This is a genomic window from Sporomusa sphaeroides DSM 2875 (assembly GCF_001941975.2).
GTDB classification, from domain to species: Bacteria; Bacillota; Negativicutes; order Sporomusales; family Sporomusaceae; genus Sporomusa; species Sporomusa sphaeroides.
This window is the reverse complement of record NZ_CP146991.1, coordinates 2,695,424-2,714,056: the sequence shown is the minus strand read 5'-3', so window position 1 is coordinate 2,714,056 and position 18,633 is coordinate 2,695,424. Positions and strand designations below refer to the sequence as shown.

At 46.4% G+C, this 18,633-nt stretch carries 19 protein-coding genes; 18 read left to right on the top strand and 1 reads right to left on the bottom strand.

Features of this window, described 5'->3' with window-relative positions; genetic code table 11:
• Positions 1–10 precede the first annotated feature (10 nt).
• The 14 genes from SPSPH_RS12840 (at position 11) to SPSPH_RS23540 (ending at position 14,934) form a co-directional block, all read left to right on the top strand.
• On the top strand, positions 11–547 hold the full coding sequence (locus SPSPH_RS12840) for a hypothetical protein (RefSeq protein WP_075756777.1): 537 nt from the start codon (positions 11–13) through the stop codon (positions 545–547).
• Positions 528–1,325, top strand: coding sequence for a hypothetical protein (locus tag SPSPH_RS12835; protein WP_075756778.1), 798 nt, complete (start codon positions 528–530; stop codon positions 1,323–1,325). The genes SPSPH_RS12840 and SPSPH_RS12835 overlap by 20 nt, the downstream gene beginning before the upstream one ends.
• A 482-nt stretch (positions 1,326–1,807) precedes the next feature.
• Positions 1,808–4,471, top strand: coding sequence for a magnesium-translocating P-type ATPase (gene mgtA, locus SPSPH_RS12830; RefSeq protein WP_075756779.1), 2,664 nt, complete (start codon positions 1,808–1,810; stop codon positions 4,469–4,471).
• Positions 4,472–4,486: 15 nt separating this feature from the next.
• Positions 4,487–4,990, top strand: a complete 504-nt coding sequence (locus SPSPH_RS12825; protein ID WP_075756780.1) for a winged helix-turn-helix domain-containing protein — start codon at positions 4,487–4,489, stop codon at positions 4,988–4,990.
• A gap of 180 nt (positions 4,991–5,170) precedes the next feature.
• Positions 5,171–6,232 carry a GNAT family N-acetyltransferase gene (locus tag SPSPH_RS12820; protein WP_075756781.1) on the top strand — a complete coding sequence of 354 codons (1,062 nt, stop codon included), beginning with the start codon at positions 5,171–5,173 and terminating at the stop codon, positions 6,230–6,232.
• Complete coding sequence (locus SPSPH_RS12815; protein WP_075756782.1) at positions 6,229–7,107, top strand: hypothetical protein; 879 nt, start codon at positions 6,229–6,231, stop codon at positions 7,105–7,107. The genes SPSPH_RS12820 and SPSPH_RS12815 overlap by 4 nt, the downstream gene beginning before the upstream one ends.
• Before the next feature lie 40 nt (positions 7,108–7,147).
• Positions 7,148–7,891 (top strand): MtnX-like HAD-IB family phosphatase, encoded by a 744-nt coding sequence (locus tag SPSPH_RS12810; protein WP_083945625.1) that lies wholly within the window; start codon positions 7,148–7,150, stop codon positions 7,889–7,891.
• A gap of 2 nt (positions 7,892–7,893) precedes the next feature.
• Positions 7,894–9,279: an aspartate aminotransferase family protein gene (locus SPSPH_RS12805; RefSeq protein ID WP_075756783.1), complete on the top strand. Its 1,386-nt coding sequence runs from the start codon at positions 7,894–7,896 to the stop codon at positions 9,277–9,279.
• 22 nt (positions 9,280–9,301) lie between these two features.
• A complete protein-coding gene (locus SPSPH_RS12800; RefSeq protein ID WP_075756784.1) occupies positions 9,302–10,258 on the top strand; it encodes an alpha/beta hydrolase in 957 nt (318 codons plus the stop codon).
• On the top strand, positions 10,255–10,620 hold the full coding sequence (locus SPSPH_RS12795) for a hypothetical protein (RefSeq protein ID WP_233139112.1): 366 nt from the start codon (positions 10,255–10,257) through the stop codon (positions 10,618–10,620). Before SPSPH_RS12800 ends, SPSPH_RS12795 begins: the two co-directional genes overlap by 4 nt.
• Positions 10,617–11,015, top strand: coding sequence for a DMT family transporter (locus SPSPH_RS12790; RefSeq protein ID WP_075756785.1), 399 nt, complete (start codon positions 10,617–10,619; stop codon positions 11,013–11,015). Before SPSPH_RS12795 ends, SPSPH_RS12790 begins: the two co-directional genes overlap by 4 nt.
• Before the next feature lie 617 nt (positions 11,016–11,632).
• Positions 11,633–14,392 carry a magnesium-translocating P-type ATPase gene (mgtA, locus tag SPSPH_RS12785; protein ID WP_075756786.1) on the top strand — a complete coding sequence of 920 codons (2,760 nt, stop codon included), beginning with the start codon at positions 11,633–11,635 and terminating at the stop codon, positions 14,390–14,392.
• Between the two features lie 17 nt (positions 14,393–14,409).
• Complete coding sequence (locus SPSPH_RS12780; RefSeq protein ID WP_075756787.1) at positions 14,410–14,598, top strand: conjugal transfer protein; 189 nt, start codon at positions 14,410–14,412, stop codon at positions 14,596–14,598.
• A gap of 183 nt (positions 14,599–14,781) precedes the next feature.
• Entirely contained in the window at positions 14,782–14,934 is a 153-nt protein-coding gene (locus SPSPH_RS23540) for a DUF6440 family protein (RefSeq protein WP_219930484.1), read from the top strand.
• A gap of 431 nt (positions 14,935–15,365) precedes the next feature.
• Here the strand turns inward: SPSPH_RS23540 and SPSPH_RS12775 are convergent, their stop codons facing one another.
• Complete coding sequence (locus SPSPH_RS12775) at positions 15,366–15,947, bottom strand: cyclase family protein (RefSeq protein WP_075756788.1); 582 nt, start codon at positions 15,945–15,947, stop codon at positions 15,366–15,368.
• A 178-nt stretch (positions 15,948–16,125) separates the two neighbouring features.
• On the opposite strand from SPSPH_RS12775, the gene SPSPH_RS12770 reads away from it, so the two are divergent.
• From SPSPH_RS12770 to SPSPH_RS12755, 4 genes are all read left to right on the top strand, one after another.
• Positions 16,126–16,635: a MarR family transcriptional regulator gene (locus SPSPH_RS12770; RefSeq protein WP_075756789.1), complete on the top strand. Its 510-nt coding sequence runs from the start codon at positions 16,126–16,128 to the stop codon at positions 16,633–16,635.
• Between the two features lie 101 nt (positions 16,636–16,736).
• On the top strand, positions 16,737–17,276 hold the full coding sequence (locus tag SPSPH_RS12765; RefSeq protein ID WP_075756790.1) for an HlyD family secretion protein: 540 nt from the start codon (positions 16,737–16,739) through the stop codon (positions 17,274–17,276).
• Positions 17,230–17,691 (top strand): hypothetical protein, encoded by a 462-nt coding sequence (locus SPSPH_RS12760; RefSeq protein ID WP_075756791.1) that lies wholly within the window; start codon positions 17,230–17,232, stop codon positions 17,689–17,691. Before SPSPH_RS12765 ends, SPSPH_RS12760 begins: the two co-directional genes overlap by 47 nt.
• A gap of 102 nt (positions 17,692–17,793) precedes the next feature.
• Positions 17,794–18,387: a rubrerythrin family protein gene (locus tag SPSPH_RS12755; protein WP_075756792.1), complete on the top strand. Its 594-nt coding sequence runs from the start codon at positions 17,794–17,796 to the stop codon at positions 18,385–18,387.
• Positions 18,388–18,633 lie beyond the last annotated feature (246 nt).

The following is an 18,633-nucleotide window of genomic DNA, read 5'->3' as shown; positions in this document are numbered from 1 at the left end:
TGGGTTCTAATTGTACGTTTACGCGTCTTTTGACTATTCGGCCTTTCTTGAATTGGCCATAACCGATCTGGAGAAGCGCGGGATCGCCAGAGAGCATATCTTGGCAGTGCCTTTGGACAAAAGGGTTGAGGAAAGAATGGTCCTGGATACCATTCATCGGGCAGATGGAATGAGCTTATTTGACGGGGCCATGGTTCTGGGAGCAATATGTATGGAGTTAGGCGTTATATATGGCTTTGTCTTAGAGTGGGGGCCAGTTATCTGGGGCTTGATAGGGCTACTGAGCGGAGCCATTATCGGCTTCCTGCTTGATTACTTTTATGGAAGGATATTTGGGCACAAGAAGACAAAATCAGCTCGTAACCGGGTCAAAGCCGGGGAGTGCAATAATACAGAAGTAATACTTACAGTTTGTTGCGACAACAGTCAATACGAAATGGTAGAGAAAGTGCTTTGGGACAATATGGCCTTTGGGGTAGGCAAGTTAGACCGACTGCGTAATACGATAGGAAATGGGGCGGTAAGCGATGGAAAAGAAGCAATCTGAGTCCATAAGAAATCAACGCCGTCCTAAAGGAATTGTAAGTGAACTCACAATTAATCTGCTGCACCTAAAAAACCCTTGGATAACGGCCTTCTGGTCAGCAATGTTTCCGGGCCTAGGATTCCTCATTATGGGGAGTTATATAAAGGGGTTTCTGTTGATTATCGCGGCGACCATCGCAAACTCCATGGGACATATTAACCAGGCAATTATCTATGGGTTTACCGGTCAAGCTGCGTTGGTTAAACAGGTTCTCGATACCAGGTGGTTGCTTTTTTATGTTCCTTTGCAACTTTTTGCTACTTGGAGCAGCTACCAGCTCACTGTTGATTTAAACAAATATGCACTCCTTGCCGCACGAGAGGATTCAGGCATTATTCCCTTTAAAATCGGCACCTGGGACATCGGATTCATCGAAAAACGAAATCCCTGGGTGGCGGCAGCTTGGTCCTTGCTCATGCCTGGCCTGGGTCATCTTTATAGCCACCGAATCCCTACCAGCTTTTATTTGCTAAGCTGGTGGCTCGGCATGGCATACCTGGCCCATCTCCTTCCGGCCGTCCATCAGACACTTTTGGGCAACTTTCCTCAGGCCATTGCCGCGATTAGGCCGGAATGGTTCTTGTATCTGGTGGCCATTTACCCGTTTTCCGCCTATGATGCGTATGTTAATACGGTTCAGTATAATATACTATTTGACCAGGAACAGAGCCGGTTCCTTATTGATAACTATCAAAATCCTAAGTTTCCCATGCCCGCAATAGATAAGTATCATCATTAAACTCGTTCCGGTGTTTGCATACAAACTTTTTGGCCGATGGAAAGGGGCATGCATCTTGCAAAATGCTGTATTTCCAAGGAGTTCCATTGGAAGATGAACAGGACTTCCGCGAAGCAATCGGTATAGTATTTGAAGCGATAGAAAAGAAAACACAGCCCGTGAAGTCAGGTAGTTACTGGGTTTAGTGGCTGTAGGGGAAATATGGTGTAGGTTCTCACAGACAAAGGAAGAAAACATCAGGCCGGTTTGTGCCTGGTGTTTTTTGTTGTTTTAAATCGCAAGAAAATGCAAGAAATTTTCTCAAGACAGTATGTTAAAATAAAAATACATTGATTAATTTGGAAACATGGCTTTCTTAATAGCATATAACACCACCTGTATCTCTCGCCAGGTTTAAAACAATTCGTCCCATAGATGAACTATTTCTGAAAGTAATGGTATACTAAAAAACAATGAAATGAAAGTGGGAAGGAGGTATCACTTTGAATAAAGCATCCCTCTTAAACGATCGTATGAAAAAATATGCTCATAGTGATACGGCCGCTCTATATAACGATTTGGGTATCACACGCAACGGACTTCGGTTGGAACAGGTTGAGGCCATGAAGAAAAAATATGGGGATAACAATATTTTTGCCAGAAAAGCGGACACCATATGGTTTCGAATTCGCCGGGCCTTTATTAACCCGTTCACCATTATTTTGTTCGTGCTGGCCATTGTATCCTTCATAACAGATGTATGGCATACAAACAGTTTAAATAAGAATGCCACAACGGTGATCATTATCAGCGTGATTATTCTTATCAGCGGTGTGGTTCGTTTTATCCAGGAAATTCGGTCTAAACATGCCTACGATCAATTAGATCGGCTGGTACATACCCATATCAATGTAAAAAGAGATGGGGTCATTATCAAAATACCTGCCGAAAACCTGGTGGTGGGTGATCGTGTCTATTTAGCCGCAGGTGATCGCGTACCAGCGGACATGCGCTTGATAAATACCATGGATCTGTTTGTTTCGCAATCCGCCATCACGGGTGAAAGCGGCATCCTGGAAAAAACCAGCAGAAAGCATGACTATATGGAGCAAATGGCCTTTTTACAGTACGAAAACCTTGTCTTTATGGGAACGGGTGTGATCAGCGGAAAAGGCGAAGGTATCGTATTAGCCGTTGGCAAAGAAACACTGTACGGAAATTTTATTCAGCCAAATGCGCTTACTTCCAACAGCTTTGAAAAAGGCGCCAACTCAATTGCTTGGGTTTTGCTCCGGTTTATGATTGTTTTGGTTCCCATCGTCTTTATTATTTCGGGCATTACACAAGGCAATTGGACGGAAGCCTTTCTTTTCGCATTATCGGTAGCGGTCGGACTGACCCCGGAAATGCTTCCTATGGTAATCACGGCCTGTCTAGCAAAGGGCAGTACTGCCATGTTCAAAAAACAAACGATCATTAAAGATATCAATGCCATGCAGGTTTTTGGAAGCATGGATATTCTATGTATGGACAAAACGGGAACGCTGACCAATGTAAACATATTATTGGAATATTATATGGACATCCTTGGCAATGAAAGCAAGGAAGTGCTTCGTTTTGCCTATCTGAACAGCTTATACCACTCGGGTGTGAAAAATCCCATCGATAAAGCAATTTTGGAATGTCGCAATATGCCTCAAAAAAGTGAATACTATGAGACTTTAGCCAAGCAATACACCAAAGTGGATGAAATCCCCTTTGACTATACCCGCAAATATGTCAGTACACTCATCGCCGACGATAACGGAAGTCATCAGCTCATTATGAAGGGCGATGTGGAGGCGGTTTTTTCCCGCTGCACGTTTGTTGAGTATCAAGGAACCGTCCACCCTATTTTAGAAGATGGAAGAAGCAGCGTCGCCGCGGTGGTGGATGAAATGCTGGAAGATGGCATGAAGGTGATTGCTGTAGCGAGAAAAGACTTAGGCAATCAAAATACAGTATCTCTGACAGACGAAGCCAACATGGTTTTGCTGGGGTATCTTGCCTTCTTTGATGCGCCGAAAAAATCGGCGGCTCAGTCCATTGCCAAGCTCAAGAATCTGCAAGTCGAAACGAAAATCTTGACAGGTGATCATCAGCAAATTGCCATCTCTATTTGCAGCAGAATTGGCATCGCCTCTGAAAATATGCTGACCGGAGCAGACGTAAACCGCTTATCCGATTTGGAACTGCGGTACGCCGTAGAAAAAACGAGTGTTTTTGCCGAATTAAGCCCCAGCCAAAAAGTACGTATTGTAACGGCCTTGCGGGAGAATGGACATACTGTAGGCTTTCTCGGTGATGGCTTGAATGATATTCCTGCGATCTGTGAAGCGGACGTAGGCATCTCCGTAGATACCGCCGTTGATGCGGCAAAGGACGTAGCCGATGTCATTTTGCTGCAGAAAGATTTAAATGTACTTGAGGAAGGTATTTTAGAGGGCCGAAAAACCTTTGCGAACATGTCCAAATATATCAAAATAACCGCAAGCTCCAACTTTGGCAATATTCTTTCCATTGTTTGCGCCAGCGCCTTCCTGCCCTTTTTACCGATGGCGGCTATTCAAATTCTGCTTCTGAACCTGCTTTATGATATCCTTTGTATTGTGCTGCCTTGGGATCATGTTGATCAGGAGGTATTTTCCTCTCCCAGGGAATGGTCCGGTAAAACGCTGGGACGTTTTATGCGGTTTTTTGGTCCCATCAGCTCTATCTTTGATGGAATCACCTTCCTGTTTTTATACTTTGTCCTTTGTCCTGCGCTTACCGGCGGGCTGCTCTATACACAGTTAACCGATCCGGCCATGCAGTTTCAATATATTGCACTCTTCCAGACCGGATGGTTTCTGGAATCCATGTGGACACAGGTGTTGATTATCCACATGCTGCGAACGCAAAAAATACCCTTCCTGCAAAGCAGACCATCGACCCCGGTTATGCTGATTACGATTATCGGCATCCTGCTATTCACGGGGCTTACCTTTACCCCTATAGTCAATATCCTGGGCTTAACGGTTCTCCCTCTATGGTATTTTGGGTTCCTGCTTGTTGTTGTTGCCAGTTATATGTTGTTAACGACCGTATGGAAACGAAGCTACGTTGCGAAATATGGTGAGCTCATTTAGAAAGGAGGAATCACATTGAAGAAAAATGCAAGCTTTATCCTGATGGATTCCTCCCTTGCTAAATACCTGTATAATACCCTGCAAGATTTACATCCCAAATCCAGGTATGCCAATGAACTGCTCCAGGGATTAGCGGATTTGATGGAGGGTGAAGTGGCTACCCTCATGCTGGGAATGACCGGTCAGGGAGAACATTTCGTCAATGTCGTAGATGATGGCATTTATGCCGGGGCCCTGGAAATTCACCCCAAGAGCCGTAAAGTGCTGCATAGCGGGATAGAGGTCAGTTTGACACCCAAGGAATTTGACATTCTCTATTTTCTTGCGAAAAACAAGGGGGAGGTTTTCACCAAGGAGCAAATTTACCAGGCGGTTTGGGCGGAAGATTATCTCATGGCAGATAGTAATATTATGGCCTTTATCCGCAAGCTCCGCAAAAAGATTGAGCCAAACCCGGATGCGCCGGAATACATCCTTACCATTTGGGGAATCGGTTATAAGTTTACTGAACGCGAATAGGAAAACGGATTGACTTTCACTGTGGAACAGCTGAAAGCAATCCGTTTTTTTTTGCTATTTGGCAATAAAATTGCAAGAGAATCGCAAGAATTTAGCCATAGGATTTAGTATTGATTCTATTTATACTGATACAGTATCGTTGATCAAGGAGAAAAAGTATGAGTATAACGATTGCCTTTTATGAATAATTCGTATTTCAACTTAGTTGAACCGGACTTTTACCCTGATCTTTTTCTTTATCATCCGCCTCGTGGTTTTACAGCCGGTTATGCGGCTGACAGTCTGTTTTATTTTAAAACCAGATTTGGTCTTCTGACGACATTAGAAAACGATGTTCGAGCTAAGGTTGAGAAATTGCCGTTGTTTCGCTATTGGTCCGATTGGCTGAACTGGTCTGCCTGCTTTATCGGCACCACCATTACCGAATACGCGCCGCTGCCGTCAGGTATTGCTCCTAACCGTCTGTTCGACACCCTAGCCAGTCAGCTTACAGGCAGGCAGACGCTCACTATCTTAAAAGACCTGCCGGTTGATTCGCCCTTGTTAAGCGCGGCAGAAAACGAATACTCGCAGCGCTTGGTGGAGGAAAGTATAAGGCGCGGCTTTTTCGAGCTTGAGGGACAAGCCCTGGCGTATGTGCCGATTGATTTTTCCAGCCTTGACGATTACCTTAGCCGTCTTTCCTCAGGGCGACGGAAGGATTTACGACGCAAGCTAAAAGCTGCCGGTTCGCTATCAACCGACATCCTGCCTACTGGTGATCCGGTTTTTGTGCGCGAGACTGTTTTAGATGAATTTTATGCTATGTACCTCGAAGTATTTCAGCAAAGCCATGTTCAATTCGACCTGTTAAGCCGTGATTTCTTTAAGGCTATACTGAACAATAAAAAGCTTAATGGCCTGGTAATCACCTATCGCCATAATGGCATTTTAGCGGGCTATAACATTTGTCTGGTTCATAACGGCGCCTTAATCGACAAATATATTGGCTTCAAATATCCGCTGGCGCGCCAGCTTAACCTCTATTTCATCAGCTGGCTTTATAACCTTGAACTGGCCCTAAAACAGGGGTGCACGTGTTACATTGCCGGATGGACAGACCCGGAGGTCAAAGCTTCCTTAGGGGCTAAGTTCACGTTCACACGCCACCTTGTATGGATAGAAAACCCGCTGCTCAGGCGTTTGCTCTACCCCTTGCGCCACCTGTTCGAAAACGACCGCAAGGCATTGGCGTCCTTATGAGTTGGAACTCATTACCAGCGTTAGTACTTGATCTTGACAATTCTGTACGACGTGTTGCCGACAGTGAGGTCCGGCGGCCGCTTCAGGACTGGCAGGAATCTGTCCGGTACGGCTGCTCATTAAGAGAGCTGGGCCGGTTGGAAAAGCACCTGACCCTGCCGCCAGAGCATGGTTGTTTGTTTCTGGGAAGCGGCGACTACCATCATCTTTCGCTGATTCCCTTAAAAAGGCTATCCGCGAGTGGTGAAGCGTTTGAAATAGTGGTTTGTGACAATCACCCGGATAATATGCGTTACCCGTTTGGCATTCACTGCGGTTCCTGGATATACTGGGCCTGCCGGCTGCCAGCGGTAAGCCATGTGCATGTCATCGGCATCACTTCCGCCGATATTACTTGGTCTCATGCCTGGGAGAATTATCTTACCCCCTTTCTTGCCAGGCGCCTGACTTATTGGAGTATCGGGCCGGACGCGCCTTGGCTGGGGTGGCTCGGCCGGCGGCAATATTGCCGCCGGTCGGAGACCGCCGATGAACTGTTAGCCGCTTTTGCCGACCGTCTGGCCACAGCCCGCAGGATATATTTATCCATTGATAAGGATGTTTTCCGTCAGGATCTGATCAGGACGAACTGGGACCAGGGCGTGTTTGAAAAACGCCATCTTGCGCAGTTGATACAAGCCTGCGCCGGTAAACTGACCGGTGTTGATATCACCGGTGAAATCTCCCACTATGAGTATAAAGGTATTTTTAAAAAACTATTGACAAGGCTGGACACACAGGTGGAATTGGATATTTCCCGACTACCGGCATGGCAGAGCCAGCAACACCTTTTTAACCTGGAGATCCTGGAATTGCTAAAACAAGCCGGGTATTGACAGGCAAAAACCGCAAACCACAGGAAAAGGATAAAAACATATGAGAAACCTCTCTTTAAGCTGGAAAAATTCCGGATCATTCTCTATCATCTGTGACTTTGACAATACCATTACGTCTATGGATACAACCGATGCCCTGCTTAGCCGCTTCGCTTCGCCGGAATGGGAGGAGATAGAGCGGCAATGGGTAGCCGGGCACATAACGGCCCGCGAATGTATGGCCCAACAAATTGGGATGCTCGACCTCAACCTGGCTGACTTACATAATTTTTTAGATAAAATTTCGCTGGCCAAAGGCTTCAAAGAATTTATCGCTTTTGTCCGCAGGCAAAAAATAGACCTGACCGTTGTCAGCGATGGACTTGATTATGTCATCCGCCATGTCTTAGCCCGCCACGGGCTACAGGATATTCCGATAATAGCCAATCAGCTGCGGATCATAGAGTCCGGGTATGAACTGGCTTTTCCGCACAGTCGTGAAAACTGCGGGTCGGGCGTCTGTAAATGTGCAGCCGCCGCCAGCCAAAGTCCCGTTATTTTAATCGGCGATGGCCGTTCAGATTTTTGTCTTGCTTCCCGCGCCGCTTTAGTTTTAGCGAAAAGGGGCTTGTCGCTGGAAGCTTATTGCCGCGAGAACAGCCTCAACTATTTGCCTTACGACGATTTTTATAAAATTATCCGCATTTTGGACTGCCTGCAGCACAGCCAGTCTTTTCACTACAACGAAATACTACGGCGCTTGAGCTCTGAGTCAGAGACTAAGCTTGCCCAATCAGGAGGTTAATAATGAAAAACGACAACAAAAATCAGAATAGTTTATTGGCCGCTGAGGCCGCATATTGCTCCTACGGCGATACCGTCCACTACATCGACCCGCCTAAGCTCTTCGTCCACAGTCAGGGTTCCTTTGTATACGACGACCGCGACCGGCCTTACCTCGATCTGCAAATGTGGTATTCGGCAGTCAATTTTGGCTACGGCAATGAGCGCCTAAACAATGCTTTGAAAAGACAGCTCGACACATTGCCGCAATTGGCATCACAATATTTGCACCGCGAAAAAGTAGAGCTGGCAACGGCACTGTGCCGGTATATGGAAAACAAGCACCGGGTCAAAGGCCGGGTCCATTTCAATGTCGGCGGTTCGCAGGCTGTTGAAGACTCGCTGAAGTTAGTCCGCAACTTCTGCCATGGGAAAAGTCTCATGCTTGCTTTTGAAGGGGGCTATCATGGTCGTACGCTCGGAGCCACAAGCATTACCTCGTCGTACCGTTATCGACGCCGGTACGGGCATTTCGGCGAGCGGGCGCTATTTGTGCCTTTCCCTTACTGTTTCCGCTGTCCTTATAAGCTGAGCCGCGAGAGCTGCGATATGTTTTGTATACAACAGCTTGAGAGGCTCTTTGAGACCGAATACTACGGATTATGGGACCCCAAAGCCCACGAGGCCGAATACGCGGCCTTTTATGTAGAGTGCATTCAGGGAACAGGCGGCTACGTTATTCCGCCAGATGGCTACTTCCCGGCGCTAAAGCGTATTTTAGACCAGCATAATATTCTCATGGTCGACGATGAAATTCAGATGGGCTTTTACCGGACAGGTAAATACTGGGGTCTGGAAAACTTTGGCGTCACGCCGGATGTCCTGGTGTTCGGCAAAGCGATGACCAATGGTTTAAATCCCCTGTCCGGCCTGTGGGCTAAAGAAGCAATGATCACACCGGATGTTTTCCCTTGTGGCTCTACGCATTCCACGTTTGCCAGTAACCCCTTGGGTACGGCTGTTGCTTTGGAAACCGTGCGGATGCTGGAAGAAATTGATTATGAAACCCGCGTTAACGATAGCGGCCGTTATTTCCTGGAGGGACTCAGGGAGCTTAAGTCCCGTTATGCTATTATTGGCGATGTCGATGGCTTAGGCCTGGCCCTTAGGGCCGAAATCTGCGCTGAAGACGGCTTTACCCCTGATAAGGCGATGATGGATCGCATTGTTGATGAAGCCATGAAGGGCGACCTGGAAGTAGATGGCCGTCAATATGGCCTCGTTCTCGACATTGGCGGCTATTATAAAAACGTCATCACGTTCGCACCGTCATTAGACATTTCCCGGAATGAAATCGATCTGGCTTTCCGTTTGCTCGACCAAGTACTGCACCGGGTAACGAAGAAATGATTGGTGCGGGTGAAGTTATTCAATGACTATATCAATAGACCAACTAAAAACAATGGGGTTATTGTGGCCGGGGGGGCCTGTCGGCGTTATTCTTGTCCATGGTCTGACAGGCACCCCCACGGAGTTGTCAGGCATAGCTAAAGATTTAAACGCCTATGGCTTTACCGTTTTTTGCCCGCTCCTGGCCGGACATTGTGTCGCGGAAGCTGAGCTTTTACAGACAACCTGGGCGGATTGGTCAAAAAGTGTCGAGGAAGCATTCTTCGCTTTTTCTGAGCACGCTGACGTCATTTTTGCCGGCGGCATCTCGGCCGGAGCTGTGCTCAGCCTGCGTCTGGCCCAGACTTTTCCCGGACGTATTCGTGCCTTGAGCCTGTATTCTACTACCTTATGGTGGGATGGCTGGAGCATACCAAGACTAAGCTTTTTACTGCCGCTTGTCCTAAGGCTCCCTTACATTGGTAAGCGTTACCGTTTTGAAGAAGCCTGGCCTTATGGCATCAAAAACAAGCGGCTGCGCGAGCGAGTCCACGCCCAAATGATAAGCGGTGACCCTGCGGCTGCCGGTTTTGCCGGGACGCCGGGCCGGTCGCTGCGCGAGCTGTGGCGGTTAGTGGACCTGGTTAAGGTAAATCTTCCCCAAATTAAGATTCCCACCCTGCTGGTCCATGCCCGCGATGATGATATTGCCAGCATCCGTAACGCAATCTATATCAAAGAGCATATCAGCGGTCCCAGTCGTCTGATCGCGCTGGAGGACAGCTACCATATGATTACCATTGACCAGGAGAGACGCCAGGTTGGCATGGAAACCGCCCGCTATTTTGTCGAACAACTCAGCAGGCAGGAAAAAGAAAAATTGGCGCAGCATGAACGCAAGCCCGGCCAGCTTCAAACCTTGCTTGAAGCTGCTGAATACCGGGAGCGCCCGCCCCAGGAGTTGCTACAGGGACTCAGCAAACGGAGGAATTGGCTATGATGAGCGTATTGGCCCTTTTGGTCTGGCTGGCCAACATTACCTGCGATACGATCGGACAATTGTCCTTCAAGGCGGCGGCGGTCAAAAGCGCTGAGCACAGCGGCCTTAGCCATTGGAAAGACATGGCTAAGGGGCCCTGGCTCTGGGTAGGTATCTTGTTTTACATTGTCGAGTTTGTTTGCTGGGTAGCTTTTTTATCGCTTGTCCCGCTGTCGGTGGGCGTCATGTTGGCTTCTATTAATATTGTCGTTATTATGGTAGCTGGCCGGATATTTTTTAGTGAACAGCTTACCGGGTGGCGGTTGGCCGGCATGACACTGATCTCGGTGGGCGTAGCCGTTGTGGGGCTGGGGGGACAATGAGCAAACGGTTTTACTTTATAGGTTTTTTTGTATTGCTTTGCTTTGATACGCTGACGCAAATCTGTATGAAATATGCCGGCGAGCAAGCTCTGCCTGTAGAGCTTGACACGGTCTGGCTTCTTAGAGTATTAGAGACTGTTTGGGTTTATCTGGCCTTGGGCGGTTATCTCGGCTCTTTCGTAACCTGGATGACTTTGCTTAAATATGCGCCGGTGGGCCCTGCTTTTGCCGCTTCGCATTTGGAAATAGCCAGTGTAACGCTGTTATCCGTCTGGCTATTTAACGAGCCATTGACAACCAATAAGGTATTGGGCGGCGTCTTAATCCTACTGGGTGTAGTCTGTTTGGCGAAAGGGCAGGGAGCTGCGGGGGATGACCTAAAGAGCGGAGAGTAGATTAATTTTTACCCCAACCGGATGGGCCGGAATACATCCTTACTATTGGAGAATTTGGTTATAAGTTTACTGCCAGAGAATAGGAAAACGGATTGACTTTTGCTGTGGCACAGCTGAATCAATCCGTTTTTTCTTGCTATTTGGCAAGAGAATCGCAAGAGTTTAGCCATGGGATTTAGTACTGATTCTATTTATACTGATAAAGCAAACTTGGTTTCAGGTGGGGGGAATCCCAGCTGAAGGTAGTTACAGGATAAAGCACCTTTGAGTCGCTATATTGCCCAAGAAATAGAAGGAGATGAGAGTTCGTGGACAGTTACAGTTGTAGGGGACAAACCAAAACGGTCAGGCAAATTAATATGTGTGGAAGTTATAACAGGTTCGTTATAACTGAAGCTGCGATTCGACTATTGGAATAGTAGAAAAATCGCCATTCATCCATAAAAAATTTGTCCATCGTTTATGTATTCCTCTATAAGCTGCATTTCCGTAATGCGAAGAAACTTTGCAAAACAACTTACGGGTTATGCGCTGGAGAAGCATAATAGCGATGGTTTTTTTATGCCCTTTTTGGCTGTTCCAGGGAACTACGTAATCAAATTAGGAGGTATAGACTCATGAACAAGAATCCAAACAGAGCGGCGGTTGGAAACATCGCAGATAGTCTTGCTCGCAGGGATAGGACCAACGAAACAATAGTTTTCGCCGCAACAAATAAGCTAAAAGATGTTTTTCGGAAATTCAATACCTCTCTGGACGGTCTTTCGGAAAATGAGGTCGTTGCCAGCCGCATGTCCTATGGCAACAATAAGGTGACCCACGGAAGGAAAAAAACACTGTCGCAAAAGTTGGCAGGTGCGTTCATCAACCCCTTTACGGCAATCCTATTTTGTCTTGCTATTGTATCTGCTATCACGGATATTGCCCTGCCGATTATGCAAAACGCATCGGAGGATGTTAGCCTGCGCACGGTCGTCATTATCATGACTATGGTTATTATTTCCGGGACTTTACGCTTTGTCCAAGAGTCAAGATCCGGCAATGCTGCTGAAAAACTCCTGGGCATGATTACCACGACTTTCACCGTTGATCGCCAGGACGGTAAAAGGCAGGAGCTTCCCCTTGTCGATGCGGTGGTTGGTGATATCATTCATCTTTCTGCCGGTGATATGATTCCTGCGGATGCAAGAATTATCCAGGCAAAAGATTTGTTCATCAGCCAATCAGCCCTGACCGGCGAAAGCGAACCTGTGGAAAAAGTGGATACCGTCTGTGAGGATCAAGTTGATACCGTTACTAAGTATGCCAATATTGTGCTCATGGGGACTAATGTGATCAGCGGCAGCGCCACCGCAGTGATTATTTCTGTGGGTGACGATACCCTGTTTGGCTCTATGGCTTCTTCAGTTGCAAGTGAAGCCGTTGAAACCAGCTTTACCAAGGGGGTAAATGCCGTATCCTGGGTACTCATCCGGTTTATGTTCGTTATGGTGCCTATTGTGTTTGTTATTAACGGGCTTACCAAAGGTGACTGGCTGGAAGCGTTCCTGTTTGGTATTTCCATTGCAGTAGGACTGACCCCTGAAATGTTGCCGATGATTGTCACTACTTGCCTGGCAAAAGGCGCTGTAACCATGTCGCAAAAGAAGACCATCGTGAAGAACCTGAATTCCATCCAGAATTTTGGTGCCATTGATATTCTTTGCACGGACAAAACCGGCACATTGACACAGGAGCGTGTGGTACTGGAGTATCACATGGACGTGATGGGCAATAAAGATACCCGTGTACTTCGCCACGCCTACCTGAACAGTTATTTTCAGACAGGCTACAAAAATCTGATGGATTTGGCCATCATCCACAAAACAGAGGAGGAGGAGGCTTCCGATCCCAGGCTCATCGATTTGTCTGAAGCTTATACAAAAGTTGATGAGATTCCCTTTGATTTTACCCGTCGCCGTTTATCCATAGTAGTCAGTGATAAAAGCGGTAAAACACAGATGGTCACCAAAGGCGCCGTGGAGGAAATGCTCTCGATCTGCTCCTTTGTAGAATATCAGGGTGAAGTCGAGCCGCTTACAGACGCATTAAAAGAAAAAATCCTGCGAACGGTAGATGGTTTTAATGAAGATGGGATGCGGGTCATTGCCGTTGCCCAAAAAAATAATCCTTCTCCCATTCGGGCATTTGGTGTAAGAGATGAGTACGACATGGTGTTGATCGGATACCTAGCCTTCCTTGATCCGCCGAAAGATTCCGTTTCTGCGGCAATCAAAGCTCTTAAAGACTATGGTGTTAGAACCAAAATTCTGACCGGAGATAATGACAAGGTAACCCGCTTTATTTGCAAACAGGTTGGCTTGAGAGTCAATAACCTGCTGCTTGGTTCCGATATTGACAAAATGGATGATGACGAGCTGGCAAAAGCAGCCGAGCACACCGAGGTGTTTGCAAAGCTTTCCCCGGACCAGAAGGCTCGTATCGTGACCGTCCTTCGCAATAACGGGCACACCGTTGGCTTCCTAGGTGACGGTATCAATGACGCTGCCGCAATGAAGTCCGCTGATGTTGGCATTTCTGTGGATACTGCGGTAGATATTGCGAAGGAATCCGCAGACATTATCCTTTTGGAAAAGAATCTCATGGTGTTGGAGGAAGGCATCATTGAGGGCCGCAGGACCTATGCCAATATGAATAAATACATCAAGATGACGGCGTCCTCCAACTTTGGCAATATGTTTTCGGTACTGGCAGCCTCCGCCCTGCTTCCGTTTCTGCCGATGATGAGCGTGCAATTGATCTTTCTCAACCTGATCTACGATTTGTCCTGCACGTCTATTCCCTGGGACAACGTAGACGAGGAGTTTCTGAAGGAACCCCGGAAGTGGGATGCGTCTTCTGTTGGCAGTTTCATGCTGTGGCTTGGCCCCACAAGTTCCATATTTGACTGGACCACTTATGCATTTATGTGCTTTATTTTCTGCCCGCTGTTTGTGTCCAACGGTATTCTATATAACGACCTGGCAAGTTACTTTACCGGCGCAGAGTTACTACAGATGCAAGCGAATTATGTAGCGCTGTTCCAAGCCGGATGGTTTGTTGAATCCATGTGGAGCCAAACCTTGGTTATTCACATGATCCGGACACCGAAGCTCCCGTTCATCCAGAGCCGCGCTTCCGCCACGCTTACAATGCTCACCTTAATTGGCGTTGGAGTCGTAACAGTCATTCCGTTTACTTCGTTTGGAACAACGCTCGGATTTCTGCCGCTGCCGGCCGCATACTTTGCTTACTTGATTCCCTGCATCATATTGTATATGGCGCTGGCCACAAGCATAAAGAAGGCATATGTCCGGCACTACGGTGATCTTCTCTAAAAGAAAGGAGCTTAACAATGGATTTAAATAATATTTGGATGGATCTTTTTGGTACAACACAGTGGTATGGCATTGATATGGGCTTTTGGGCTTCTATGGTTGTATGCGTGATTATTGTGATTGTGATGAATGTTGTATTTTGGAGAATGAAACCCAAAGAAAAACCCGTTGAGGCGGTAGTAGACAAGCGAGAAAAAGAACGCTGACATAACGCTACAACAGCCACTTGTTCAAAAACCGTGCTAAGAGGTAATTTTTGGAGGGAAGGGGGGCGTATGGCTATCTATGATTTTGCAGTACGCTTGGGTGTTGCACTTGTGTTTGGGTTCATTACCAATTAGTCAGTTTTTCTGCTAAATGGGAGTAAATTCAATAGTGAGGTGATCCGAATGAAAAACCGACGGTTTAAGGTTATCTACTCGCAAGATGAGCGGGTTTATACGATCAGAATCTTAGAGGATACAGAAACCGGAAAACAATATCTAATGGTATCAGAAGTGTTGGTTTCAGGAGGGTTCAATACATCAATATGCCTGTTGTAAATGAGATTTATCAAATTGCGGCATGACTATTGGCACCCTGTAGACCTATATACCAAGCATGCAAGGTCGCTCTGTTGGTTATGGTTTAGATGTACTTCGGACAGGAGGGGACTTTAAGTGCAAGAGAAGAACTTAGGAATCTTGGCAGTTATTTGGGCTGCGGCTGTGGCCTGCCTTATGAAACCTCAGTGCACGTGGAGTGTTGCATTGGGCTGAAAAGAGAACACAGCCTGTGAAGTCAGGCAGTGCCTGGGATCATGGGCTGTGGGGAATGGGGTAGATGTTCCCGCAGACATAGGAAGAAAACATCAGGTTAAAACCTTAAAAAATGCAATAGGATAATACGGTGTCAACCCGCGAAATTCGCGGGTTTTTTAATGACAGCGTTTTAATGTCAGGATAAACTCAGTTATATATTTAACATCGAGGTCTTACACTTCGGCAACGACCCGGCAGGGGAGCCCTGTCAGTCCTTCATAATTGACCGGATAAGTATGCACTAAAAATGGCTGGCCTTTGGCTGCTGCCAGCAATATTTCCAGATTTGCCAGATTTTCAATAACAAAGACTCCGTTATCGGCGCAATACTGGTCGGCCCGGAAATGTTCGGCAGGCTTACGAATACCTGGGAAATCAATGCCAATCATGCTTACCTTTTTGTTTACAAGATCGGTTATTAGCGCATCAGATAATTCGAGCCGGGTTTTGAGATATTCAGCAGTTCCGAATTTGTTTTCTTGTAAGCAGCCGGTATAAAACATAATAAAATCGTGTTCAGTGATTTTGTCCAGATTGATATCGCTTGCTTCAATTTCTCTTTCTTTTACGTGGCTGACATCAAAGAGTATTCCTCTTCGTTCGGTATTCTCCAGCGGAAATTTTTTGTTCATCACGTCGAAGTGGGTGCCGATATGTCCGAATTGAACAACAGGGGGTATTTGACCAGTAGCAGTCATACTTGACATTAATTGTAGAATTTCTTCGGTAACAGTAACTGACAGATCAATTTTCATTATGCATCGCTCCTTGTAACAATGTTGGTTTCCTTGGAAACAATTTTATTATAAAACGATATTGTTTCCGAGTCAACCAAATTTTATTGACATGGAAACAATTATGCTGGCTTTGGATATTTACATACTGTATAATAAAAATTAAATTAAGATTGACATCTGAAAAGTTGGGTTGAGTATGCAAAATAAAGAACAGAGAGTTCAGAAACTAATTAAACAATTCGAAGTCTTACTGTATCATTTTAATGATGTGGAAGAATATAAGAAGCAAGTTTTAGAAAATAACCTGCTGGAACAGGGACATGAAGAACTGCGTAATGTAAGTGTTTCTCTGGCAGAATGTCATGTCATTGACTGTATTGAACGCAATGAAATGTTCAATACAACGGCTATTGCCAAAAAACTAAATATAACCAAAGGCGGTATTTCCAAGATAGCAGCTAAACTGATAAAGAAGAACATGATTGAAGCGTATCGCCTGGCAGATAACCAAAAAGAAATTTACTACCGCTTAAAGCCGCTGGGAAGAAAAGTTTTTGAACTTCATGAAATCTCGCACAAGGAGGCGGAAGAAGTTTTTAAGCAAATTTTTAGTACATATAGTCAAGATGAACTAGAATTTGCCAGCAGGTTTTTAGCAGATGTAACTGCCGCAATTCGAACTACAACCGGTTCTAAAAAGCGATGATTATGAAATTCGTGAATTAAATTAGGAAGGAACTTTTTCTCCGAAGTGCCTGACTACCGACAATACCTGTTTTAACTGACTAGTAATGAGGAGGACTAGGAATGAGCGAGAATGGAACTGGTACTGAAAAAAAACGCAGGCTGACAATTGGTCTGTTGGTTGTATTTGTGGTGATAGGCATTCTCGCGGGAGGAGGCTACTGGTATTATACGACCCGGTATGTCGGCACTGACGATGCGCGTGTAAGCGGTACGATTGTAACTGTTAGCAGCAAGGTCACCGGCAAGGTCGCCCAATTAATGGTAGCGGAGGGGGATATGGTAAAGGCCGGACAGACAGTGGCCCGCATCGACCCGCAAGACATTCTGGCGCAGAAGGCCCAGGCCGAGGCGGCGCTCGCGGTGGCGAAAGCCAACTATGAGCAGCTTGTGAACGGTACCCGTCCGCAGGAAATCCAGCAGGCCCGGGCGTTCGCCGATCAAGCCAAGGCCAATCTGGACAATGCGACAGTTAATTATGAGCGGATGGACAGGTTATACGCTGACGGGGCGATCAGCGCCTCCCAGCGGGATAATGACGGTGACGGTGCTGGGCATGAACTCAGTGCCCTTGGCCAAGATCAGCCGGGCAAGTTCTCTTAGCAATACCGTTCGTCAGCTGGCCGGTTCTTTTGGCATAGCGATAATGTCGACACTCATGCAAAACAGGGGAATCTACCATCTGGCCCACAATGCCGAAAACATCAACGTGACATCCATTGCCACAAAGAATACTCTGGTGGGAATGGAAAAACTGCTCAGGGAGGCGGGGACTCCTCCGGGAGCAATCCAGCATATGTTTACCTATCTTGATAATGTGTGGCTGCAAGCCGGCTATTCCCCGGGCATTGTTCAGCATAAGGCTATGGCAATGATCAGCGGCTTAGTACAGCGCCAGTCGGTCATCTTCGCTTTTGACGATGTTTTTGTTGTTCTACTGGTGGCCTGTATTTTTATGGTGATTTCTGCCGTATTATTACGGAGCGGCAAAGTGAAACCGAAGGCTGTGTCAAAATAAATTTATGCTGTCTTATGAGGGTTACCATTCATTCCTTTTTTCTTATAAACCAGAGAAATTTGGTAATACTACTAATAAATATACAAAATTAGGAGGAAGAGAATGGTTGCACTAAAGGACAGCGTTACCAAGGAGAACCTTTTACGGGCTTTTGCCGGTGAATGCCAAGCGTGGCGGCGCTACGAATTTGCCGCAGGACAGTCAAAAAAACAAAACCTTCAGGTCTTATACTGGCTTTTCCATTACACCGGTAATCAGGAAAAGGAACATGCTGAGGTATTCTATAATCACTTAAAAGAGTTCCATGGGCAGGAAATCTCACTGACTGCCAATTATCCTATCGATAATTCGGATAACATCCTGGAGCTTTTGCAGCTGTCTGCCAAGCACGAAGCTGCCGAGTATGAGACGATTTATAAATCTTTTGGCGACAAGGCTAAAGAGGAAGGATTTTCCAATATAGCAAACTCTTTTTACCTGATCGCAGAGATTGAAAAAGTACATAGCCAGCGTTTTGCTCAGTATGCACAGCTGGTGCAAACCAATAAACTATTTGAAAACGGAACTCCCACCGAATATATCTGCCTAAACTGTGGCCATATCCATAAAGGTACCGGAGCACCGCAAATCTGTCCGGCTTGCAATCATAATCAGGGATTTTTTGTCCGCCGGGACGATTCGCCATTTGGAAAATAAAAGCGTTACTTATATCATGCGGCCCTTCCTGTCCAATACAGGGAAGGCCGCATTTTCCGTTTTTGTCATCAGTGCGGCAGTCACCGGCCTTCTTGTTAGTACCTTTGTGCATCATTATCCCGAATGATATGCCATATAAACGGTAGTCTAATCTGGCGAACTGCGGGTGAACAGAATATCTTTGCCAGCCGGTCAGCTATGAAAAAGCGAGCTTGACGAAGCCCGAGAGAGCCTGCGTGACAGCCG